The 21868-nt window shown below is 70.7% G+C and carries 20 protein-coding genes; 16 read left to right on the forward strand and 4 right to left on the reverse strand.

What is annotated here, in order from left to right; genetic code table 11:
• Positions 1–2: 2 nt before the first annotated feature.
• The 10 genes from ACIQMX_RS18035 (at position 3) to ACIQMX_RS18080 (ending at position 9533) form a co-directional block, all read left to right on the forward strand.
• Positions 3–842 (forward strand): GntR family transcriptional regulator, encoded by an 840-nt coding sequence (locus ACIQMX_RS18035; RefSeq protein ID WP_363078702.1) that lies wholly within the window; start codon positions 3–5, stop codon positions 840–842.
• A gap of 142 nt (positions 843–984) precedes the next feature.
• On the forward strand, positions 985–2157 hold the full coding sequence (locus ACIQMX_RS18040; RefSeq protein WP_402479072.1) for a lactonase family protein: 1173 nt from the start codon (positions 985–987) through the stop codon (positions 2155–2157).
• A gap of 72 nt (positions 2158–2229) precedes the next feature.
• On the forward strand, positions 2230–2481 hold the full coding sequence (locus ACIQMX_RS18045; RefSeq protein WP_266784485.1) for a hypothetical protein: 252 nt from the start codon (positions 2230–2232) through the stop codon (positions 2479–2481).
• A complete protein-coding gene (locus ACIQMX_RS18050; protein ID WP_363078706.1) occupies positions 2478–2855 on the forward strand; it encodes a helix-turn-helix domain-containing protein in 378 nt (125 codons plus the stop codon). The genes ACIQMX_RS18045 and ACIQMX_RS18050 overlap by 4 nt, the downstream gene beginning before the upstream one ends.
• A 176-nt stretch (positions 2856–3031) precedes the next feature.
• Positions 3032–3565 carry a 2-oxo-4-hydroxy-4-carboxy-5-ureidoimidazoline decarboxylase gene (gene uraD / locus ACIQMX_RS18055; protein ID WP_402479076.1) on the forward strand — a complete coding sequence of 178 codons (534 nt, stop codon included), beginning with the start codon at positions 3032–3034 and terminating at the stop codon, positions 3563–3565.
• A gap of 5 nt (positions 3566–3570) precedes the next feature.
• Complete coding sequence (gene uraH, locus ACIQMX_RS18060; protein ID WP_363078710.1) at positions 3571–3963, forward strand: hydroxyisourate hydrolase; 393 nt, start codon at positions 3571–3573, stop codon at positions 3961–3963.
• Positions 3964–3970: 7 nt separating this feature from the next.
• Positions 3971–4894 carry a factor-independent urate hydroxylase gene (pucL, locus tag ACIQMX_RS18065; RefSeq protein WP_363078712.1) on the forward strand — a complete coding sequence of 308 codons (924 nt, stop codon included), beginning with the start codon at positions 3971–3973 and terminating at the stop codon, positions 4892–4894.
• A 67-nt stretch (positions 4895–4961) separates the two neighbouring features.
• Positions 4962–6359 carry a nucleobase:cation symporter-2 family protein gene (locus ACIQMX_RS18070; protein ID WP_402479080.1) on the forward strand — a complete coding sequence of 466 codons (1398 nt, stop codon included), beginning with the start codon at positions 4962–4964 and terminating at the stop codon, positions 6357–6359.
• 42 nt (positions 6360–6401) lie between these two features.
• Positions 6402–7796 carry an 8-oxoguanine deaminase gene (locus tag ACIQMX_RS18075; RefSeq protein WP_402479083.1) on the forward strand — a complete coding sequence of 465 codons (1395 nt, stop codon included), beginning with the start codon at positions 6402–6404 and terminating at the stop codon, positions 7794–7796.
• Positions 7797–8096: 300 nt separating this feature from the next.
• Positions 8097–9533: a nucleobase:cation symporter-2 family protein gene (locus ACIQMX_RS18080; RefSeq protein WP_363076005.1), complete on the forward strand. Its 1437-nt coding sequence runs from the start codon at positions 8097–8099 to the stop codon at positions 9531–9533.
• An 84-nt stretch (positions 9534–9617) separates the two neighbouring features.
• Here ACIQMX_RS18080 and ACIQMX_RS18085 read toward each other — a convergent pair whose 3' ends face one another.
• From ACIQMX_RS18085 to ACIQMX_RS18095, 3 genes are all read right to left on the reverse strand, one after another.
• Positions 9618–10481, reverse strand: coding sequence for a chitosanase (locus ACIQMX_RS18085; RefSeq protein ID WP_402479086.1), 864 nt, complete (start codon positions 10479–10481; stop codon positions 9618–9620).
• Positions 10482–10642: 161 nt separating this feature from the next.
• Positions 10643–10954: an SH3 domain-containing protein gene (locus ACIQMX_RS18090; protein ID WP_402479089.1), complete on the reverse strand. Its 312-nt coding sequence runs from the start codon at positions 10952–10954 to the stop codon at positions 10643–10645.
• 188 nt (positions 10955–11142) lie between these two features.
• Positions 11143–11988 (reverse strand): chitosanase, encoded by an 846-nt coding sequence (locus tag ACIQMX_RS18095; protein WP_363076011.1) that lies wholly within the window; start codon positions 11986–11988, stop codon positions 11143–11145.
• Positions 11989–12048: 60 nt separating this feature from the next.
• Here ACIQMX_RS18095 and ACIQMX_RS18100 point away from each other — a divergent pair, with 60 nt between their 5' ends.
• Complete coding sequence (locus ACIQMX_RS18100) at positions 12049–12732, forward strand: alpha/beta fold hydrolase (protein WP_402479092.1); 684 nt, start codon at positions 12049–12051, stop codon at positions 12730–12732.
• 266 nt (positions 12733–12998) lie between these two features.
• On the opposite strand, the gene ACIQMX_RS18105 is transcribed toward ACIQMX_RS18100, so the two are convergent.
• Positions 12999–13598, reverse strand: coding sequence for a TIGR03086 family metal-binding protein (locus ACIQMX_RS18105; protein WP_402479095.1), 600 nt, complete (start codon positions 13596–13598; stop codon positions 12999–13001).
• Positions 13599–13735: 137 nt separating this feature from the next.
• Here ACIQMX_RS18105 and ACIQMX_RS18110 point away from each other — a divergent pair, with 137 nt between their 5' ends.
• From ACIQMX_RS18110 to ACIQMX_RS18130, 5 genes are all read left to right on the forward strand, one after another.
• Entirely contained in the window at positions 13736–14758 is a 1023-nt protein-coding gene (locus ACIQMX_RS18110) for a fibronectin type III domain-containing protein (protein ID WP_402479097.1), read from the forward strand.
• A gap of 212 nt (positions 14759–14970) precedes the next feature.
• Complete coding sequence (locus ACIQMX_RS18115; protein ID WP_402479100.1) at positions 14971–15882, forward strand: hypothetical protein; 912 nt, start codon at positions 14971–14973, stop codon at positions 15880–15882.
• A complete protein-coding gene (locus ACIQMX_RS18120) occupies positions 15879–17942 on the forward strand; it encodes a hypothetical protein (RefSeq protein ID WP_402479103.1) in 2064 nt (687 codons plus the stop codon). The genes ACIQMX_RS18115 and ACIQMX_RS18120 overlap by 4 nt, the downstream gene beginning before the upstream one ends.
• A complete protein-coding gene (locus ACIQMX_RS18125; RefSeq protein WP_402479105.1) occupies positions 17939–18895 on the forward strand; it encodes an AAA family ATPase in 957 nt (318 codons plus the stop codon). Before ACIQMX_RS18120 ends, ACIQMX_RS18125 begins: the two co-directional genes overlap by 4 nt.
• The gene (locus tag ACIQMX_RS18130) at positions 18888–21806 is read left to right on the forward strand and encodes a TIR-like protein FxsC (RefSeq protein ID WP_402479108.1); all 2919 of its coding nucleotides are present in this window, start codon (positions 18888–18890) and stop codon (positions 21804–21806) included. The genes ACIQMX_RS18125 and ACIQMX_RS18130 overlap by 8 nt, the downstream gene beginning before the upstream one ends.
• The last annotated feature ends 62 nt before the right edge of the window (positions 21807–21868 follow it).

Raw genomic sequence — 21868 nt, forward strand, 5'->3', positions numbered from 1 at the left:
GCATGGACACCGACGCATCGGGGACGGTGCTCAAACGGGAACGGGCCCGCGACGCGGTACTGGAGCTGATCGAGTCGCGCAGCCCGGGAGACGCCATCCCGTCGGAGCGCAGTCTCTGCGCCACGCTCGGCGTCTCGCGGCCCACCCTGCGCGCCGCGATCGACGAGCTGGTCGCCGCCGGGCTGCTGGTGCGCGAGCACGGCCGGGGCATGTTCGTCGCACCCGCGAAGATCACCCAGGAGCTCGTCGCGGCCGACCTCGCCCTGACGGTCCCGCAGGCGGCCGGCGCCTGGTCGAGCCGGCTGCTGGAGTTCACCACCCTCCAGGCCGGCGCCCGGGTCGGCCGCAAACTGCGCATGTCACCCGCGGCGGAGATCGTGTATGTCGCCCGGCTGCGACTGGTCGACGGCACCCCGATGGCCATCGAGCACCTGCACATCAGAGCCGGACTGGTCCCGGGCCTGACCGCCCAGGAACTGGAGAACGGCGACCTGTACGAGCACCTGCGCGAGCGCCACGACGTACACGTCCACGAAGCGGTCCAGGCCATCGAGCCCACCGTGGTCACCCGCGCCGAGGCCCGGCTCCTCGACGTGCCCGAGCTCTCCCCGGCCCTCCTCTTCGAGCGGCTGACCTCGGACACCACCGGCTGCCCCGTGGAGTACGTGCACTCGCTCTACCGCGGCGACCGCTACCGGATCGTCTCCCGCCTGGCCCTCGGCCCGGCGGCCGCGGTCGAGCACGTGGAGGGCGGACACCACCCGGGGATCCCGCCGGGGGACTTCGCCCAGGGGGATCCGATCACGTCGTCCACCCGGGGCGACATCCAGTCCGGTGACTGACCCGGAGCCCGCCCCCGCAGCGCCGGCCGGTGCCCGCCATGGCCGGTGCCCGCCATGGCCGGTGCGTGCCTTGCGCGGGCTGCCGGAGGAAGGCCACTGTGACTGACACATCCGACGCCACCGACCCCACGAGGTGCCTCGCATGACATCGCCCACCAGCCGCCGCACCGTCCTCGGCGCACTCCTGACGGGCGGCGTCCTCGCCGCCGCCCCCGGCCTTCCCCGCAGCGAACGCCGCCCCGGCCGGCCGCCGCATCCCGCGAAACCCGGGGCGGGCCGGACCGGAACGCTCTTCCTGGGCACGTACACCTCGACCACCCCGGGCGGCACGGGCATCGGCGTCGCCTCGTACGACACGGCGACGGGCTCCGTCGCCTCCCGCACCGTCGTCACCGGCGTCGAGAACCCCTCGTACCTCGCGCCGCACCCCGACGGCCGCACGCTCTACGCCGTCGACGAGCAGCAGGACGGCGGCGTCACGGCCGTCGCCCTCGCCGGCGACGGGACCTTCCGGGTGCTGGGGACGCGGTCCACCGGCGGCGCCGGCCCCTGCCATCTCTCGGTCCATCCCGGCGGGCGGTGGCTGCTCAGCGCCAACTACACCTCCGGCAGCGTCGCGGTGCATCCGCTCGCCGCCGACGGATCGGTGGGGGAGCGCACGGACCTGGTCGCCCACACCGCGCCCGCGCCCGGACCCGGCCAGGACGGCCCCCACGCCCACCAGATCGTCACCGCCCCCGACGGCGCCCATGTCCTCGCCGTCGACCTGGGCAACGACACCGTGTACACGTACCGGCTCGACGAGGACCGCGGCACCCTGGAACAGCTCTCGTACGCCGCACTGCGTCCGGGAGCCGGACCGCGCCACCTCACCTTCCACCCGGGCGGCCGCCACGCCTACCTCGCGTGCGAGCTCGACAACACGGTCGTCGTCTGCGGCTACGACCCCGCCACCGGCGCCCTGACCCCGGGCGCCCCGCAGTCCACCGGAACGGGCACGGGCACCAGCTACCCCGCCCAGCTCCTGGTCACCGGCGACGGCCGCTTCGCCTACCTCGCCAACCGGGGACACAACAGCCTCACCCGGTACGCCGTCGAGGACGGCGGGGCCACGCTGCGCCTGCTGGACACCGTGCCGGTGGGCGGCGACTTCCCCCGGCACACCGCCTTCTCCCCGGACGGGACTCTGCTCTTCGCCGCCAACCAGCGCTCCGGCACGGTCACGGCGTTCCGGGTCGACGCGGACAGCGGCGCCCTGAGTCGTGCCGGCAGCCCGTTCCCCGCCCCGGCCGCGGTCTGCGTGCTGCCGGTGTAGCGCGTGCGCGGGTTAGGGTCGTGCCCGAGCCGCGGGTCGCCCCGGACGCGGCGCGAGGCAAGAGGAGACACAGTGCGCCTGAGAGTGGAGTTCACCACCGAGCCGTTCGATCTCGACGAGGCACCGGCCCACGCGGTCGTGGCCCGCGAGGTCATCCAGTCGGCCGAACTGGACGCGGTGGACGTCGGTCCCTTCGGCAACACGGCGGAGGGCGGCGCCGACGAGGTGCTCACCGCCGTGGACTCCCTGCTGCGCAAGGCCCTGGCATCCGGTGCCACCCGGGTCTCGCTCCAGGTCAACGTCATCGGGGAGGACCCGAAGTGACCGGGGCCGCGGACCACCCTCTCGTCGCCGCCGTCAAGCCGCTCGTCGACGCCATGGGCGCCGAGCTGCTCGGACCCGAGCAGGCGCAGCCCGACGATGTCGTCCTGGCCTGGGAGGGCGAGGACGTCATAGCGGTCCGGCTGCCCCAGCTCTCCGACTCGCTCGACCACATCCTGGCCGCGATGGAGCGACGGCACGGCAAGCCGCTCGCCGAGCTGGACCGCAGGACCAAGCAGGAGGTCGTCCGCACCCTGGAGGCACGCGGTGCCTTCTCGGTGCGGCACGGCGTCGAGACGGTGGCGGGCGCCCTGGGGGTCTCCCGCTTCACCGTCTACAACTACCTGAACAGGGAAAACGGCTCCAAGGCCGAGTAGTTGGGACATCGGGTAGATGTAAACGGCACATGAACGCGCGAGCCGTCGTCCGGATCACCGGGCGACGGCTTTTTACATGAACGGAATTTCAACAAAGTGTTGACGTGGTGTTGTGGAGGGCGTTAGCTATCCGCAGCCCGACCGACGCACAGCGAAAAACAGCCACGGAGGCTCCCGTGACTTCGAGCTCCACACCGGGCCTCGCCCGGTTCAACACCCTGGCGGACGACGAGGCGGCGACCGCGCTGCACGAGATCTGTGCCAGTGCGGCCTGGGGAAGAGCGATCCTCTCCCGCCGTCCGTACGCCACCGCCGAAGCCCTGTTCTCCGCGAGCGACACCGCCACGGCGGCACTCGACGCGCAGGACCTGGCCGAGGCCATGGCCGGTCACCCGCCGATCGGCCGCCCGAAGCCCGGAGACCCGGTCTCCTCCCGCGAGCAGCGGGGGATGGCCGGCGCCACCGAGGAACTCAAGGCCGAGATGCTCGCACTCAACCTGGCCTACCAGGAGCGGTTCGGACACGTCTTCCTGATCTGCGCCACCGGGGCCACCGGTGAGCAGATGCGCGACGCGGTGAAGTCCCGGACCGGGAACACGCCCGAGCAGGAGCGCGCCGTCGTGCGCACCGAACTGGGCAAGATCAACCGCATCCGCCTCACGCGCCTCGTCACGGAAGGCTCGTCAGAGCTCGCAACAGAAGGAGAGTGACGGTCTTGAGCACCTTCGCCACCGCATCGGTGTCCACCCACATCCTGGACACCAGCATCGGCCGCCCCGCCGCAGCCGTCACCATCACGCTCGCCGCCCGCTCGGGCGGCGACGCGCCATGGGTGGCGCTCGGCGGATCCGCGACCGATGCGGACGGGCGCTGCAAGGACCTGCCGGCCCTGCCGGAAGGCACCACCCACGTACGGCTCGACTTCGAGACCGAGTCGTACTTCACCGCCAAGAAGCAAGCCGAGGCGCAGCAGGACGCCCCCCGCGTAAGGGACAGCGGCGCGTTCTTCCCGGAGGTGGCGATCACGTTCGCCGTCACCGCGGGCGAGCACTATCACGTACCGCTGCTGCTCAACCCGTTCGGCTACTCCGTATACCGAGGGAGCTAGCAGACACATGCCCACGATTCTCGGCCAGAACCAGTACGGCAAAGCAGAGAACCGCGTCGTCAGGATCACGCGGGACGGCGACACCCACCACATCAAGGACCTGAACGTCTCGGTCGCCCTCTCCGGCGACATGGACGACGTCCACTACTCCGGCTCCAACGCGAACGTCCTGCCCACCGACACCACCAAGAACACGGTGTTCGCGTTCGCCAAGGAGCACGGCATCGAGTCCGCCGAGCAGTTCGGCATCCACCTGGCCCGTCACTTCGTGACGTCGCAGGAGCCGATCAGGACCGCGCGGATCCGGATCGAGGAGTACGCCTGGGAGCGCATCGCCACCTCCGACGGCAACTCGCAGTTCATCGGCTCCGACGAGGTCAAGCACTCCTTCGTCCGCAAGAACCAGGAGATCCGCACCAGTCAGATCACCTTCGACGGTGACAAGTGGCAGGTCATCTCCGGCCTCAAGGACCTCACGGTGCTCAACTCGACCAGCTCCGAGTTCTGGGGCTACGTCAAGGACAAGTACACGACGCTCAAGGAGGCGTACGACCGCATCCTGGCCACCGACGTCTCCGCCCGCTGGCGCTACAACTGGACCGACGACGAGCAGCGGATGCCGAACTGGGAGAAGTCCTACGAGCAGGCGCGCAAGCACATGCTCCAGGCCTTCGCCGAGACGTACTCCCTCTCGCTCCAGCAGACGCTGTACCAGATGGGCTCACGCATCATCAACAGCCGCAGCGAGATCGACGAGATCCGGTTCTCGCTGCCGAACAACCACCACTTCCTGGTGGACCTGGAGCCGTTCGGCCTCAAGAACGACAACGAGGTCTACTTCGCGGCCGACCGTCCGTACGGGCTCATCGAGGCCACCGTGCTGCGGGACGGAGTCGAGCCGCAGATCCCGGTCGACATGACCAACCTCTGACGCGGTGCCGCGCCGGCTCCCGTCCGTCCACAGCGGACGGGAGCCGGCCGGTCCGGAGGGAACTCCCATGGCACAGCCTGCACTTGGGCCCGCAGAAGCAGAAGGCCCATGTTCCACCCAGCCGGAGCGCCGGGTCCACCCGGTGGACGAGAAGCCCGCCCCGTCGCGGCTCGTCCCCGCCGCGCTCCAGCACATCGCCGCCATGTACGCGGGCGTCGTCACACCACCGCTCATCATCGGACAGGCGGTCGGCCTCGACCAGGCGGGCATGACCCGGCTGATCGCGGCGAGCCTCCTGATCGCCGGCTGCGCCACCCTCCTCCAGACGCTCGGCATCGGCGGCTTCGCCGGCAACCGGCTGCCGTTCGTCAACGCCGCCTCCTCGGCGGGCATCGCACCCATGCTCGCCATCGCGGAGACCAGTGCCCCCGGGCACCAACTGCCGGTCATCTACGGTGCGGTGCTCGTCGCCGGGGCGTTCTGTCTGGCCGTCGGCCCGTTCTTCGGCAGACTGCTGCGCTTCTTCCCGCCGCTCGTCACGGGCGTCGTCATCACCCTGATCGGGGTCACGCTGATGCCGGTCCCGGTCTCCTGGGCCCAGGGCGGTGACAAGGAAGCGGCCGACTTCGGCGCCATGAAGTACCTCGCCCTCGCCGCCTTCACCCTCGCGATCATCCTGATCGTCCAACGTTTCGGGCGCGGGTTCCTCAGGCAAGTAGCCCTGCTCATAGGCCTGTTGGCGGGAACGCTGGCCGCCGTCCCGTTCGGGCTCGCGGACTTCTCCGCGATCGGGTCCGCCCCCGTCGCCGCCCTCCCCACCCCCTTCGCCTTCGGCGCCCCCGAGTTCCGGCCCGCCGCGATCCTCTCGCTCTGCATCGTGATGCTCGTCCTGATGACCGAGTCCTGTGCGGGCATGCTCGCGCTCGGCGAGATCTGCGACCGGCGCACCGACGGAAGGACCCTCACCCGCGGACTGCGTACGGACGGCATCGCCACCCTCGTCGGACCGGTCTTCGGCGGATTCCCGACCAGCGCCTTCGCGCAGAACGTCGGCGTGGTCTCGCTGACGAAGGTCCGCAGCCGGTACGTGGTCGCCGCCGCGGGCGGCGCCCTGCTGGTCCTCGGCGCCTTCCCGGTCCTGGGCGCGGTCGTCTCGCTCGTTCCGATGCCCGTGCTCGGCGGCGCCGGCGTCGTCCTGTTCGGCTCGATCGCCGTCAGCGGCATCCGTACGCTCTCCGAGGCCGGACTCGACGACAGCTCCAACATCGTCCTGGTCGCCGTGGCGCTCGGCGCGGGCATCATCCCGCTCGCCGCGCCCGGCTTCTACGCGGGATTCCCGTCCTGGGCGCAGACCGTCCTGGGTTCCGGCATCAGCGCCGGAGCGCTGGTCGCGGTCCTGCTCAACCTGTTCTTCCACCACCTCGGCACCCACGGCCGCACGGCTGTGGCACTCAAATCCTCCTAGGGTCCTGCCGTGCCCACATCGCTGATGAGAGAAGGAAGCACCATGGCAGCACCGGGAGCCGACCGAGTGGAACGCATCGTCATCGAGAACTGTTCGATCGCGACCGTCGACGCCGACGACACCGAGTACGCCTCGGGCCATGTCGTCGTCGCGGGCAACCGCATCGAGTCCGTCGGCGCCGGACGGGCGCCGGAGGGCCTGGAACACGTCGTCCGCCGGATCGACGGCACCGGGCACCTCGTCACGCCCGGCCTGGTCAACACGCACCACCACTTCTACCAGTGGATCACCCGCGGCCTGGCCACCGACCACAACCTCTTCGAGTGGCTGGTCGCGCTGTACCCGACGTGGGCGCGCATCGACGAGCCGATGGCACGCACCGCCGCGCAGGGCTCGCTCGCCATGATGGCCCGCGGTGGTGTCACCACCGCCATGGACCACCACTACGTGTACCCGAAGGGATCCGGCGACCTGTCCGGCGCGATCATCGGCGCCGCCCGTGACATGGGCGTACGGTTCACCCTCGCCCGCGGGTCCATGGACCGCAGCGAGAAGGACGGCGGGCTGCCGCCGGACTTCGCCGTGGAGACCCTCGAAGGCGCGCTGGCCGCCACCGAGGCGACCATCGACGCGCACCACGACACCTCCTTCGACGCGATGACCCAGATCGCCGTCGCACCCTGCTCCCCGTTCTCCGTGTCCACCGAACTGATGCGTGAGGGAGCCGCGTTGGCGCGGCGTCGCGGAGTCCGGCTGCACACCCACGGTTCGGAGACCGTGGAGGAGGAGAAGTTCTGCCACGAGCTGTTCGGGATGGGCCCGACCGACTACTTCGAGTCGACCGGCTGGCTCGGCGCCGACGTGTGGATGGCGCACTGCGTCCACATGAACGACTCGGACATCGCCGCGTTCGCCCGCACCGGCACCGGCGTCGCCCACTGCCCGTCCTCCAACGCCCGTCTCGCCGCCGGCATCGCCCGGGTCCCGGACATGCTCGCCGCGGGCGTCCCGGTCGGCCTCGGCGTCGACGGAACCGCCTCCAACGAGTCCGGCGAACTCCACACCGAACTGCGCAACGCCCTCCTCGTCAACCGCCTCGGCCCGCACCGCGAACGCGCCCTGAACGCCCGTCAGGCCCTGCGTCTGGGTACGTACGGCGGAGCCCAGGTCCTCGGCCGCGCGGACCAGATCGGTTCCCTGGAGCCCGGCAAGCTCGCCGACCTCGTCCTGTGGAAGCTGGACACGCTCGCCCACGCCTCCATCGCCGACCCGGTGACCGCCCTGGTCTTCGGCGCCGCGGCCCCCGTCACCCTCTCGCTCGTCAACGGCAGGCCGGTCGTCGAGTCCAACCGCCTGACCACCGTGGACGAGGATGCCATCGCCCGCGCCACCCGCGACGAGGCCCGCCGCCTCGCGCAGATCGCCGCCGGAGCCTGACGGCTTCCCGGCGGCCCCCGATACCGGCCGGCCGAGGGGGACGGCCCTCGGCCGGCCGCCGTGGACCCGAGCGGGGTCCACGGCAACCGGTGGGGGAGGCGCGTACCTCAGACGTACGCGCCTCCCGTACCGGCGATCCAAGCTGCCCGCACCAGCTGCACGACCTGCCCCACCTGCATCAACGCACCACACGGGCCCGGTCCGGCGGACGTTTCTGGCACATGTCCCGGCGACCGGTCCCGGCACCACCTCCCTGACACCCACGTCGCCGCAGATGTGTACCCGACCGGAGGAACCGCCGTGGCAGCTACGCCCAGGTTTCGCAACGACGCAAGTGCAGCACCCGACCCCGATTCGTCGCCGGCCGACCGGAAGCATCCGGTCGACGAGACGCTCCCCCCACTGAAGATGTTCACCAGCGGTCTCCAGCACGTGGCCGCGATGTACGCGGGCGTGGTGGCCCCGCCCATGATCGTGGGGCCCGCCGTGGGCCTCACCGCGAAGGAGACCGCCTTCCTGATGGGGGCGAGCCTGTTCACCGCGGGCATAGCCACCCTGCTCCAGACGCTCGGCTTCTGGCGAATAGGCGCCCGGCTGCCGTTCGTCAACGGTGTCTCGTTCGCCGGAGTGACCCCGATGGTGGCGATCGGCAAGGACCGCGGACACGACGGCATCGCCGTGATCTTCGGCGCGATCATCGTCGCCAGCCTCCTCGGCTTCGTCCTCGCCCCCTACTTCTGCAAACTGGTCCGCTTCTTCCCGCCCGTCGTCACCGGCACCGTCATCACCCTGATCGGTGTCTCCCTGCTGCCGGTCGCCTTCAACTGGTCCCAGGGCGGCAACGCCACGGCCGACGACTACGGCTCCACCACCAACATCACGATGGCCGCGGTCACCCTGGTGATCGTGCTGGCCCTGCGGAAACTGCTGCGCGGCTTCCTCCAGCAGATCGCGATCCTGCTCGGACTCGTCGTCGGCACGCTCATCGCGATCCCGGTCGGCATCACCGACTTCGGCGCCATCAAGGACGCCGACGTCATCGGCTTCCCGACCCCGTTCCACTTCGGGGCGCCGCAGTTCGAGATCGCCGCGATCGTCTCGATGTGCATCGTGATGCTGGTCTGCATGACGGAGTCGACCGCGGACATGCTGGCGCTCGGCAAGATCGTCGACCGGCCCGCGGACGAGCGCACCATCGAGGGCGGGCTGCGCGCCGACACCCTGGGCAGCGCCGTCAGCCCGCTCTTCAACGGCTTCATGTGCAGCGCCTTCGCCCAGAACATCGGCCTGGTCGCGATGACGAAGGTCCGCAGCCGGTTCGTCGTCGCCGCCGGCGGCGGCATCCTCATCCTGCTGGGCCTGTGCCCCGTGGCCGCCTCCGTCATCGCGCTCGTGCCGTTGCCGGTACTGGGCGGCGCGGGCATCGTCCTGTTCGGCTCCGTCGCGGCGAGCGGCATCCAGACGCTGGCCACCGCCGCGCTGGAGAAGGGTGAGAACGCGCTGATCGTGGCGGCGGCCGTGGGCATCGGTCTGATCCCGATCGCGGCGCCGGAGTTCTACCACGCGTTCCCCGAGGACCTGCTCGTCGTCCTCGACTCGGGCATCTCGACCGGGTGCGTCGTGGCGATCGTCCTCAACCTGGCCTTCAACCACCTGGGCCGGAAGCCGGAAGCCGGGCCGGAGACGGATGCCATGAGCCCGGAGAAGGCCAACGCGACGCCGGTGGGCGCACACTGACGTTCCGTCACAATGCCGTGGCGCGTACGGACTCGCCCGTGAGGGCGGCCGTACGCGCCGCAGTCGCTTCCGGACCCGGTGGCGTCAGCCGATGTGGAAGCTGTCGCCGTACACCTTCCAGTCGAGCGGCGGATCGAGGTTCAGATTGCCTTCGTCCAGGAAGACCCGCTGAGCGGTGTCCACCCGGCTGGTGTCCGAGTGGGCTTCCTCCTGCCGCATGGCCCAGACCCGCGCGTCCAGGAAGGCGTTGAGGTACGCGACCTCGTCGCCGCCCCGGGCCGGCGGTTCCGCCTGTGCGAGGGCGCGCTCGCGGATCGAGCCGAAGCTCGTGCTGTCGCCGCCGTTGCCGTGCATCACGATGGCGTCGTAGTAGGCGAACTGGCCCAGTGTGCCCAGCCCGTCGCTCTTGCCCCGGCCGACCGCCGGGTCGAAGTACACCCGGTCGCGTTCGTCGTTCTGCGCCTGCTGGAACGCCGGATCACCGGCCGCCGTCTCCCAGGCCGCACTGAAGCCGGGGTCGAGGCCGTCGTGCGAATCGGTGCCGTCCACCTCGCGCAGGGCGGGCAGGTACGAGGCGAGGGGATTGTCCGGCTCCCGCTCCGTGTACAGCTCCACCAGGTCGAGCATGTCGCCCGTTCCCGAGCAGAATCCGATGATGCCCGCCGTGTAGCCGCGGCCGTCGCCGATGTCCTCGATGTAGCCGTACTGGCCCTTCCAGTCCAGCGAGGAGTTCTCCGCGCTGGAGACCAGTTGCATGGCGATGTCCTTCTTCTCCGGATCGTCGAGCCCGTTCGCGGCTGCCTCCTGATGGTGAACCGCCGTGGGGGCGGGTGCGGTGCCTGCGAAGGCGGTGGCGGGAATCGCCGTGAGGGTCAGACCGAGCGCGACGAGTGCGACGCGCACGGATCGGTTGCTGCGACGTACGGTGCGCTTGTGGGGAGCGTGCACCAGTCCTCCAAGGGAGTTCGTCGTTCCGATTGTTCTGTTAGGAAGCTTTCCTATCAGAGTCGAACGACGGTCGTACACCCCTGCGACGCGAGTTCGTACGGTCGGGTAGGCGAAGGCCCCGCACCGGGCCGGTGCCCGGCGCGGGGCCGTGGAGTGCCGGGTCAGCAGTCCAGGTAGGCCACGTGGATCCAGACGCCGGTGGGTCCGCCCCACAGGTCACCCATCACCCAGTTGCCCTGCTGGCCGCGGGCGTCGAGGTTCTGGCCCCGGTTCACCTGGCCCAGCACCGGGTAGTCCGTCCCCGGCCCGCCACGGAAGTTCACCCCGTTGTCATTGACCGTGCAGACCTGGGCCGGTGCCGCCTGGGCGCTGTGCGATGCGGTCGTGCTCGGGGTGGCCTGGGCGGCGGGCGAGACGGCCAGTCCCAGACCGGCGGTCAGCATGGCCGCGGCCAGCAGAATCTTCTTCATCATGTCGCGAACTCCTCAGTGATCCGGCCCACGGCGCGTGAACCGTCCGCCCGCCTCAACGGGCCGGCCGGCCGCCGGGACACGGGCGGAGAAGATCTTCACCGGAGGAACGAAAGCGCAGGTCACATGCAGTGCGCACCGGCGCACACGGGTCGTTCGGCCGGCGCTTCGCGCGCCTGTCGATCATGGGTTTACGAAGCGTCCGGGCCTTTGATCACATAGCTGTCGCCGTACACCGTCCACCGCAGCGGTGTTTCCAGACCGAACTTCTCCTCGCGGACGAAGACCCGCTGCTCCGTCTCGACCCGGCTGGTGTCGGTGTGCGAGGGCTCCTTGCCGATCGCCTCGACGCGCGCGTCGAGGAAGGCGTCGAGGTACGAGCCCTCGTCGCCGCCCTCCGCCGGGGTCCGTTCCTCGGCGCGCGCCTGGCGGCGCATCGTGCGGAATCCGACCGTGCCCTCGGTGTCGTCGGCCCCGTGCATCACATAGGCGTCGTAGTAGATGAACTGGCCGAGCGTGCCCAGTCCGTCCTTCTTCGCCCGGGCGACCGCGGGCTCGAAGTACCCCTGGTCCCGCTCGGAGTCCTGGGCCGCACGGAACGCCGCGTCACCTCCGGCCTTCGACCACGCCTCGGTGAACGGACGGCCGAGCCCCGTGTGCGAATCGGTCCCCAGCACCCCGCGCAGGGCGGGCAGGAACCGTTCCAGCGGATTTCCGGGCCGCGCCTTGGCGTACCGCTCGACCACGCTCAGCATGTCGCCGGTGCCGGAGCAGAATCCGATGATGCCCGCCGTGTAGCCGCGGCCGTCGCCGATGTCCTCGATGTAGCCGTACTGGCCCTTCCAGTCCAGCGTGGAGTTCTCCGCGCTGGAGACCAGCTGCATGGCGATGTTCTTCTTCGCCGGATCGTCCAGTCCGGGGCCCCGGGCCCCCTTGCCCGAGCCGCCGGGACCCGCCCCCGCGCACCCGGAGAGTACGGCGGCGGCCAGGACGAGGGCGATGGGGGCGGAGACCGGGGAACGAGCGGTGAGCTTCACCTGTCCAGCCTGCCAGGCCGTGGGAATGATCTTTACCCATTCGGCTGTAGCGTCAGGGGCATGGATGATCAGTCTGTTGTGGATGTCGGCGACGTACGTCTGGCGTACCGGACCTGGGGCGACCCGTTCGGCTCGCCCGTCGTGCTGCTGCACGGCCTCGGCGATTCCGCCGCGAGCTGGGAGGCGGCCGGGAGTCTGCTCGGTCAGGAATGGCGGGTGTACGCCCTCGACCTGCGCGGTCACGGCGAGAGCGACTGGCCCGACGAGTACGACTTCGAGCTGATGCTCGACGACCTCCTCGGCTTTCTCGACGCGTGCGAACTCGACCGGGTCGGTCTGGTCGGCCACGGCATGGGAGGCGTCGTCGCCCATCTGTTCGCCCAGACGCACGCGGACCGGGTGGAGCGGCTGGTGCTGGTGGAGACCCCGCCGCCGTTCCCCGGAGCGGCGGGCCCCGACGTGCCCCCCGAGGGCCCGGTCGACTACGACGAGGCCGCGCTCCCCGCCGTACGCACCCAGCTGGCCGACCCCGACCCGGCCTGGGCCGAGGGCCTCGGCGAGATCGTGGCCCCGACGCTGGTGCTCGCCGGCGGCCCGGCCAGCACCATGCCGCAGGCCCGGCTCCAGGACATGGCCTCGCTGATCCCGGACTGCCACCTGATCACGATCGGCGGCGGCCACCGGCTCCACGAGGTCCACGCCGACCAGGTCGCCCACCAGATCACGGAGTTCTTCACCAGCTGACGCGGTGGCCCTCGGGCCTCTCGTCGGGACCGGGCCGGACCGTGCGGCGACCTGCGAGCCCGGCCCTGTACGGGCAAACGTTGCCCGCAGCGGCCCCAAGGGCTGTCCCGCTACTCCTGGCGGGCGCACGACGACAGCTCTACGGCACCTCGCGGCGTTCTCGCAACGCCCGCATACGTCCAGGAGGCGGGCGCCCCTCCGCCTCGCGACGCACCGCATCCGACGCCGCGCGCTGATCCACCAGGAAGTGCGGGACAGTCCTAGCCTTACGGCCGCCAGTCCGGGCGCCGGCCGCTGCGGGCGACCGCCCGGTCCAGCAGCGGCGCGTCGTCCGGGACCGGGACCGGCGGCCCGAACGGGGAGCCGGCCGGCGGGTTGTCGCCCACATCGGCCAGCAGTGCCAGCGTGTTGCGCAGATGAGCCTCCTCGGCGCCGTAAGGCTGCCCGGTCGACCTCGCCAGGTCCCAGCCGTGCAGCACCAGCTCGTTGAGCGCGACCATGCCGGCGACCTCGCCCGGCAGGTCCACACTGCCCGCCCGTGTCATGCCCTGCCAGGCCTCGGGCGTGCGCCAGGCCGCCACCATCTCGTCGAGCGCCGCGGGCAGGGTGGCACGCCAGCCGTCGTCGAGGACCCCCGACTCCACCGAGGGCGCCGTGTCGGTCGTCGCTCCCAGCTCCTTGCACGCGGCATCCCGGAACGCCACGGCCAGCCCCTCCACATGGGCCAGCATCGCGCCCACGGTGACATCGGGGCAGGGGGTCGGGCCGGACAGCCGGGCGTCGTCGATGGCGGTGAGCATTCCGGCGATCTGCCGGGCCGCGGGTCCGAGGTCGAGAAGGGGCGCGGCGTTCGTCTGCGTATCCATATCCGTGCAGACTGCCCGAGCGCCCCGGATTCATCGCCCGGCGCGCCACGAAGGCCACGTCGCGCCACACCTGCGCGGTGCACACCGGCATATTGCGGAACGTTCCGCTCCGTCCCCTTGTCGGCGACCCCCACACCATGCGATACAGGTCTGGACCATTGCTTCGGACGGAAGGCACCACCGTGCAACGCCCCCACGCAAACGCCGCGTTGGCCTGTTCCGCCGCCCTGCTCCTCGCCACGCTCACCGCCTGCGGCTCCGAAGCCGAGGCGGACACCCGGAAGCCGACCGTGCCCCACGGGGTGACCGCCCAGGCGAGCAGCGCCACGTCCGCGCACGTGATGTGGGAGCCGGCCTCCGACGACACGGCCGTCACCGGGTACGAGGTCTACCGTCAGGGCAGGAAGGTCAAGTCCGTCCCGGCGGCCAAGGTGATGATCGACGTGGACGGGCTCGCCGCCTCGACCGCCTACACCTTCACCGTCCGCGCCCGCGACGCCGCCGGAAACCTCTCCGCGCCGAGCGCCGCCGCCGCGGTCACCACCCCCGCGCCCACACCCGCCGACCACGAGGCCCCCACCCGGCCGGTGAAACTGCGCGGCAAGGCCGACGGCGGCAAGGCCGCGACCCTGTCCTGGGGCGGCTCCACGGACGATGTCGGCGTCACCTCGTACGACATCTACCAGGAGGGCTCCCGCATCCACAGCGTTCCCGGCACGCGGACCACGGCCCGCCTGACCGGGCTGCGCCCCGGCACCGTCTACACCTTCACGGTCCGCGCCCGCGACGCGGCCGACACCTCGTCGCCCGACAGCAACACCCTCGACCTCACCACCGCGACCGCGCCCGGCGCACCCGCCAGTACCGCCCCCACGGACCTGCGGATCACGAGCAGCGCCCAGGGCAAGGAGTACGCCGTCGACCTGGACTGGAAGCAGCCGGAGACGGGCGGGAAGATACCCGCCTACCAGCTCTATCTGGACGGCCGGCTGACCACCACGATCGTCTGGGGCGGCGAACCGCCCGTGGGCCGCGCGAGCTACCGGCTCACCGTCACCGACCCGCGCGGCACCCGTTACTCGATGAAGATCCGGGCCAAGCTCCCCGACGGCAAGTGGGGCGACTTCTCGGCGGCGCGCACCGTCGTGCTCGGCGGCTGACGGCGTCGCAGCCCGGGCCGGGGTGGCAACTACCGGTTTCCGGTGGGACCGTGCCTTCCACGGACTCGTCTGCCTGCGGGTTGGTAGCCTCCAAGGAGCGACGCACGGGGGAGGCGCACATGGGGTCGCGACTGGTTTTCGTGCACGGCATAGGTGGACTCCGGGACACAGGGCGTGAACTGGCCTCCTGGACCGAATCTTTGGCGACGGGCATGCGGGCGGCGGGTCACCCGGCGCTCGCCGGCCGTCTGACCGCCGATGACGCGAGCCACTGCTCCTTCGCCTACTACGCCGACCTCTTCTCGCCGCCCGAGGCCCAGGGCGGCGAGGAAGCGCGGGTCGATGGCGAAGCGGGCGAGATCATGGAGGGCCTCCTCGTCGAACTGACGGCAGCCCTCACGGCCCAGCACTCCGCCACCGGGCCACGCGACAGCGCCTGGCAGCGGCGGGAGGAGATCCTCGCCCACGCTCGCGCCGAAGCCGATACGTCCCGTCAGGCCCAAGGAGCCTTGTCGGCCTTTCGCAGGGCGCTGAACGTGGCGACCACGCTGATGGCGCTCAGACCGTGGAGTGGTGTCGCACGCTGGGCGACGCCCAAGCTGATGGTCAGGGACCTCGCGCAGGTGTCACGCTATCTGGCCCGCGGGGAGAGGGACGAGTCGGGGCGGACCCTCGACTGCCGCGTACGGCAGCGTGTGCAGGATGCACTCGGAGACGTACCGAAGGTGGTGGTCGCCCATTCGCTCGGGACCGTCGTCGCACTGGAGGCGTTACGTGACCACGAGGCGGCAACTCCCCTCCTCGTCACCCTCGGATCACCGCTGTCGATGCGTACGGTCGTCCGGCCCCGCCTCCTGCCCCAACCGCCGCGCACGCCCGAGCGCGTCGAGCGATGGCTGAACTTCTGGGACAACGACGACGTCATAGCCGCCCGCCCCGTGCTCGAACGTGATGTGCTGCCCAACGCGGCCGGCGTACGTCCTCGTAGCAGCCGGGTCGATTCGGATGGGATCTGGGTGCATTCCGCCGAGAAGTACCTGGCCCAGGCGGCTGTGGCCGGCCCCGTCGCGGAGGCTCTCCTGTCCATGGAGGTCGCGGCGGCAGAGCGCCGGCCCGCCCCATGAGCGAGGGCCCCCGCCGCCACCTGCTCGTCGTGGCTCCCCAGTGCGCATCCATGCAGCACCTCACTCGTCTCTCAGAGGCATCGTCCGCGCTGCATGCCGCGCTGGCCCATCCGGACATGGGTGACTGCGCTCCGGGTCTCCCCGGCGGCCGCTCCCTGATAGCCGACGCACAGCTGACGAGCAACTGGATCCGGACCCTGATCGGCGAGGCGATCCAGCACGCGGAGGACCGGCGGGCGTCCCTGGTCCTCGCCCTTCTGGGACACGGCTTCGTACCCGGCAACACGAACACTCTGTACCTGATGGGCGCCGACTCCACCGAGGACGCGACCGAACGGGCGGTCAACGTGGGCGAACTCCTCGCGGCCGCCGCGAACAAGTCCGGCATTCCCAGCGTGCTCGGCATCATCGACACCTGCCACGCGGCAGGTGCGATCCCCCCGGGCCGGGATCTCACGGCGGGCGCAGGCAACGGGCGCAGCCGGCTCGGCGTACTCATGGCCTCGGCGGTCAGCCAGACGGCGGTCGACCTGTCGTTCTCCAGGGCTCTCGCCACCCTGATACGCGACGGCATACCGGGAGCGGGCCCCCTGCTGGGGCTGGATGACGTACGCCGTGCGCTCCGCGGAACCATCGTCGGGCAGGACGTGACGGTCTCCCAGCATGACGGCGATCCCTTCGAGACGGAGCCCATCTGGGTCACCCGCAACATGCGGGCCCACGACACCGACTCCGACGGGCTTCTGGGACGACTGGCGCACGAAGAGCTTGCCGAGGCGTTCGCCGTACTCGCCCCCGGCGAACCGCTCCTGAGCGTTCCGCGCGACATGCAGTCGGCGCTCGAGTGCCTTGCCGCGCTGAAGGCACTCTCCCCGTCTCCCGCCCGGGACAGGGCCAAGGAGGCCGTGGACTTCCTGCTCACCTCCATGCGAACCGTCAAATTCCTCCGTGACTGGCTCGGTGGTGAACTGACGACGGCCCGTCTGCGCCAGGCCCTGCGAGTCCTGCTCGTATCGGAACGCCGCGCCCTGGCCCCTCCGGTACCGGAGTTCACCGACATCGCGATCCTGGACCGATTGGCCTTCGACCACCCGGAGACGCAGAGGAACGGCAAACCGTCGGTCGCTGAGTTCGTGGTGCGCCTGGCATTCGCCTCGGGCAAGGATCTGGCGTCGTCCGAACTGCACGGATGGGCGCGGTCGGTGGGCGCGCAGCAAGAACTCAACGATGCCGTGACGAAGGTGCTCGGCGACCGGGAGGACCAGCAGCTGAGGCTTGCCGTCAGTCTCGACTCCTCGCTGACCGGTGGCTGGCCCGAAGCGGTGAGCGCCTGGTTGCTCCAGGACGGGGACCTGCTCGAACGGCAGGACTTCAACTGCCCCACCGTGGACCGGGCGGGCGCGGAGGCCGCGATCGAGGCGGCGGCCGTCTGGGCCGAGGACCACGCTGAGGCGCTCGGACGGCGGCTGCGGTGGCTCGACGTCGCGGTGCCGAGCGGCGCACTGCTGGAGTGGCGTCCGGAGGAGGCGGGCGAAGGCCTTCGCTTCGGAGTGCAGTACGACGTCGTACTGCACTGGAGCCGACGGCTCGCCCCCGATCCCCTGCTGCGCCGGATCCAGGGTGCGGTCAACGACCGATGGGAGGAGATCGCCGCCTGCCCCGGCGTGCCCGTCGACTGGTTGGACGAGACGGACACGACCGACCGGCCACCGCTTCAGGGCCGGTTGCGGGACGGACTCTACCGCCGGGGCATCGGCCTGACGCACCACATCGGACTCGACGACCAGCTGATGGAGATCCTCCTCTCCTACACCCCCGTTCTGCTGTGGCCGCAGGGAGTGGAGGGCTTCCCCGCCGACCGGCACAGCTGTCTGGAGCCGCAGTGGCTGACCATGCCGGAAGGGCTCGGCCACGCCTACCAGCGCCGATGGCGTGGCGAGAACGCCGGACACTTCGCCGATCTCCGCGCAGTCTGGGACGACCGCGAGTGGCTGCGCTTCTGCCGCCTCGTGAGGACCACCGTTCCTCCCGTCCAGAACACGATCAAGGAAGTCTCATGACGTGGAATCCGTACTACCGGGGCGACGGCGTGGAGAGGCAGGAGACCCGTCTGCCCGACCCACCACCGTGGAGGACGTTTCCCCGTGCGTCCTCCGCCGGGCTGTTCCAGCCGCCGGAAGGACTCGTCGCCGCGGTCAACGCCGCGCTGGCCCTGCGCCGGCCCCTGCTGATCACGGGCAGTCCGGGCACCGGCAAGTCCACCGTGATCGAGCAGGTCGCCGCCGAGCTCGCGCTGGGACCCGTACTGCGCTGGCATGTCACCTCGCGCAGCACGCTGGGGGACGCGCTGTACCACTACGACGCTCTCGGGCGCATCCACGCGCACCGGTTGCAGCAGGAGCGGACACGCTCCGGTGAGCCGGATGCCGGGACGGACGACATCGCGGCGTTCATGACCCTGGGGCCCCTGGGAACGGCGTTGTTGCCGTCGGACCGGCCGCGCGCGCTCCTCATCGACGAGATCGACAAGGCGGATCTGGACCTCCCCGGGGATCTGCTCGACGTCCTGGAGCGCGGCGAGTTCCGCATCGAGGAACTGCGCCGTGAAGGCTATGAGCTCGCCCACCTGCGGATGTCCGGTGAGGATGCCAAGCACCCTGTACGCGACGGGCATGTGCAGTGCACCGAATTCCCCTTCATCGTCATGACGAGCAACGGGGAACAGGAGCTGCCCGCCCCGTTCCTGAGGCGGTGCCTGCGCTACACCATGCCACGCCCCACACCGGCGCTCGTGCGGGAAGTCGTGCGCAGGCACCTCCGGCTGGACGTCCCCGAATCGGGTCCGCTCGCGGATCTCGTCGACGACTTCGTTCGCAGGGTGGGTGACGGCGAGCGGGTCGCGATCGACCAACTGCTCAGCACCCTGCATCTGCTGGACGGGCCGGCGAAGATGGAGGCGTCGGAGCGCAGCGAACTCATCGGACTGCTGATGAAAAACCTCTCCGGTGCCTGACAGGGCCGACGGGCTGGGCGTCGTCGTCGACTCGCTGCTCGGCCTGGACAGGGACCTCGACGCGGTGTCGATTGCCGAGCTCCTCTGGCTCGTCACCCAGGACCAGGGCCCTTCGCGGAGCGACGGGACCGAGACCGACGACGCCGGAGGGCCGGACGAAACGCATACCCGGGCGGCGACCGATGGACCGACGGCGACGACGGCCGCGGGCGCCCGGCGAAGCCCGCTGCACACTCCTTGGGGCGACGGGACACCCGGGCCGGGTGTCACCGCGGTGTCGCTGCCCAGGAACAGCACACTGCCGCGCGGGCGCGAGCTGGCGCGGGCCCTGAAGCCGCTGAAGCGGCCGTGGCCGCGAGGCCGCAAGCAGCGACTGGACATCCCGGCGACGGTGGCGGACTACGTGCGCGTCGGCGAGCTCACCCCGGTGTTCTCCGAAGAGCCCGAGCGTTGGTTCGACGCGACCGTGGTCATCGACCGGTCACCCACCATGGCGGTGTGGGCCGGCACGGCGGACGAACTGGTGCGCGTCCTGGCCCGCACCGGTGTGTTCCGAACCCTGCGGGTCCGCGAGCTCCGCGTGGACGGGGCCCCGGGTGGCACACCTGCCCTCCACGGTCCCCTGGGACAGCGGGTCGTGGAGGGCGGCGGGAGATCCGCCCAGCCGCGTCGGCTCATGATCGTTTTCTCCGACTGGGCGTCGGCCGCGTGGCGTGACGGCTCGTCGTGGGATCAGCTTCGTACGTGGGCGGCCTCCCTGCCCACCGTTCTCCTCAACCCGCTGCCGCCGAAGATCTGGCGGCAGTCGGGCATGAGTCTTCCCGCCGTACGCGTGGTCTCGCCCGGGACCCCCGGCGTGAACAACGACCGGCTCCGGTTCGTCACGACACTCCTGATGAACCAGGCGTTTCCCGGGACCACGGACCGTGACTGGCTGCCGGCCCCCGTGGCCTCCCTGTCCCCCCACGCCGTCGGTGCCTGGGCACGCACTCTGATGCTCTCGGACCCCGGAGGCTGCGAAGCCCTTCTCCTGCCGGCTCCGGGTCTTGTCGACAGGACGGATGACCAGGACGAGGACGAGCCGCACAGCGGCCGGACCCTGACGGATGCCTTTCTCGTTCGCGCATCTCCTGCTGCGGTCCGCCTCGCGGTGCTGTGTTCGCTGTACCCGCAGGTGAGCGTCGACATGCTGCGCGTCGTACAGCAGAGACTGGCCCCGGAGGCAACGCCCGCCGACTTGGCGGAGTTCGTGGTCGGCGGCCTGGTCACCGTCACGGAGGCGGCTCACGCGGGCGGCCATCCCGTACTGCGGTTCCGGGAGGGCACGCGCGAGCAGCTCATGCCCCGGCTGGGTGCCCGGGACGCCCGGCGTCTGCGCAGCGCCGTGGACCGGTTCATCACGAGCAACTCTGGCTCACCGACGCGATTCCCGGCCGCGGTGTCCGGCTCCGGGGCTGCCCCAGGGATCTCGGTGGACCCGGAACCCTTCGGCGACGTGTCGCCCGGTGTCCTGCCGGTGCTGGGCATCCCCGCCGAGATGCCCGCGGGCGACGGGAGCGCGGAGGCCGCCACCGCCGAGTCCGCCGAGGAGGCCGCATCCGATGTCGGTGATGCGGCGGCCGAGCGGCCAGGGGCTTCCGCCTCCTTCGGGCCGGCGCCCAGGGCCAGGGCCGACCGCAACGCGTCTCCGTACTTCTTCCTGAGCTACGCCCACACGCCGGGGTACGGCGGTGGCTCGGACCCGGACATGTGGGTCGAGCGGCTCTTTCAGGATCTGTGCAGTCACATCATGGTTCTGGCCAACCTGCCTGCGGGGGCCCAGGCGGGCTTCATGGACCGGGAGATACGCTCCGGCGAGGGCTGGCCGGAACGGCTGGCGGACGTGCTGGCCGGCTGCCAGGTCTTCGTGCCCCTGTACTCCCCGCGCTACTTCGCCAGCGAGTTGTGCGGCAAGGAGTGGTACGCCTTCGAACAACGAGCCATCCATCAGCGTGCGCGCTCGAGCCGGCCCGTCGACGCGATCGTCCCCGCGGTCTGGGTACCGGTGCCTCCCAGCCAGCTTCCGGGCCCGGCCGCGAGGCTGCAGTTCAACCACCGCGACTTCGGGGAGCGGTATGTCAGTGACGGCCTCTACGGCCTGATCAAGCTCAGGATATTCAACGAGGAGTACGAACGAGCGGTCTACGAACTGGCGAAGCGCATCGTCAGCGTCGCCGACTCCGTGCAGCTCGAGCCCGGCAGGCCTCTCGACTACCGCCTCACCCCGAGTGCCTTCGGACCATCGAGCGGCGGGGGCGGCGGGCCCAGATCGCTGCGGATCACCGTGCTCGCACCCACGCGCCACGACCTGCCCGAGGGGCGCAGCCCGGAGTACTACGGAGACACCGCGAAGGACTGGAATCCCTACTACCCCGACTCCGTCCGGCCTCTGGCCCAGATCGCTGCGGAGCTGGCGCAGTCCCTCGACTACCAGGCCTTCACCACCTCGTTCGACGAAGAGTCCGGACGTTCGGGGGGAAGGCGGCCGCCCGGCATCCCCGAGATCCTCCTCGTCGACCGCTGGGCGCTTCAGGACGAGAGCCGAAGGGCCAGACTTGCCGCCTTCGACGCGCAGGACCAACCCTGGTTGACGGTGGTCGTGCCCTGGAGCCGGCACGACCACCAGAATCGAGCAGCCGAGGCCGAACTGACCGAGATGCTCGAACGGACGATGCCGGTCAAGATGCGGCAGGGGCGGGCGTTCGCTCGCTCGGCAGCCAAAGGGGTACCCACCATGGAGGCGTTCGGGCAGATCCTGCCTCAAGTCGTCGAGGTGGCCGCGCAGCAGTACCTGAGGCATGTGACGGCCTACCCGCCAGCGGACGGGCAGCGGCGCGACACTCTTTCGGCGGCGGACGAGGGCACGCCGTGATCGTTTCACGCACGCCCGGCCGTCGAAGGTGACGACCAGGACCGAATGTGTCCTGTCCGCGG

The sequence above is a fragment of the Streptomyces sp. NPDC091416 genome (genome assembly GCF_044756845.1).
In the GTDB taxonomy this organism is placed as follows: Bacteria; Actinomycetota; Actinomycetes; order Streptomycetales; family Streptomycetaceae; genus Streptomyces.

Excerpts from the sequence above, each read along its gene's own strand:
- ACIQMX_RS18035 (WP_363078702.1), top strand. The coding sequence starts at position 3 with ATGGACACCGACGCATCGGGGACGGTGCTCAAACGGGAACGGGCCCGC.
- ACIQMX_RS18040 (WP_402479072.1), top strand. The coding sequence starts at position 985 with ATGACATCGCCCACCAGCCGCCGCACCGTCCTCGGCGCACTCCTGACG.
- pucL (WP_363078712.1), top strand. The coding sequence starts at position 3,971 with ATGCCCACGATTCTCGGCCAGAACCAGTACGGCAAAGCAGAGAACCGC.
- ACIQMX_RS18070 (WP_402479080.1), top strand. The coding sequence starts at position 4,962 with ATGGCACAGCCTGCACTTGGGCCCGCAGAAGCAGAAGGCCCATGTTCC.
- ACIQMX_RS18075 (WP_402479083.1), top strand. The coding sequence starts at position 6,402 with ATGGCAGCACCGGGAGCCGACCGAGTGGAACGCATCGTCATCGAGAAC.
- ACIQMX_RS18090 (WP_402479089.1), bottom strand. The coding sequence starts at position 10,954 with ATGATGAAGAAGATTCTGCTGGCCGCGGCCATGCTGACCGCCGGTCTG.
- ACIQMX_RS18100 (WP_402479092.1), top strand. The coding sequence starts at position 12,049 with ATGGATGATCAGTCTGTTGTGGATGTCGGCGACGTACGTCTGGCGTAC.
- ACIQMX_RS18105 (WP_402479095.1), bottom strand. The coding sequence starts at position 13,598 with ATGGATACGCAGACGAACGCCGCGCCCCTTCTCGACCTCGGACCCGCG.
- ACIQMX_RS18110 (WP_402479097.1), top strand. The coding sequence starts at position 13,736 with ATGCGATACAGGTCTGGACCATTGCTTCGGACGGAAGGCACCACCGTG.
- ACIQMX_RS18115 (WP_402479100.1), top strand. The coding sequence starts at position 14,971 with ATGCGGGCGGCGGGTCACCCGGCGCTCGCCGGCCGTCTGACCGCCGAT.
- ACIQMX_RS18120 (WP_402479103.1), top strand. The coding sequence starts at position 15,879 with ATGAGCGAGGGCCCCCGCCGCCACCTGCTCGTCGTGGCTCCCCAGTGC.
- ACIQMX_RS18125 (WP_402479105.1), top strand. The coding sequence starts at position 17,939 with ATGACGTGGAATCCGTACTACCGGGGCGACGGCGTGGAGAGGCAGGAG.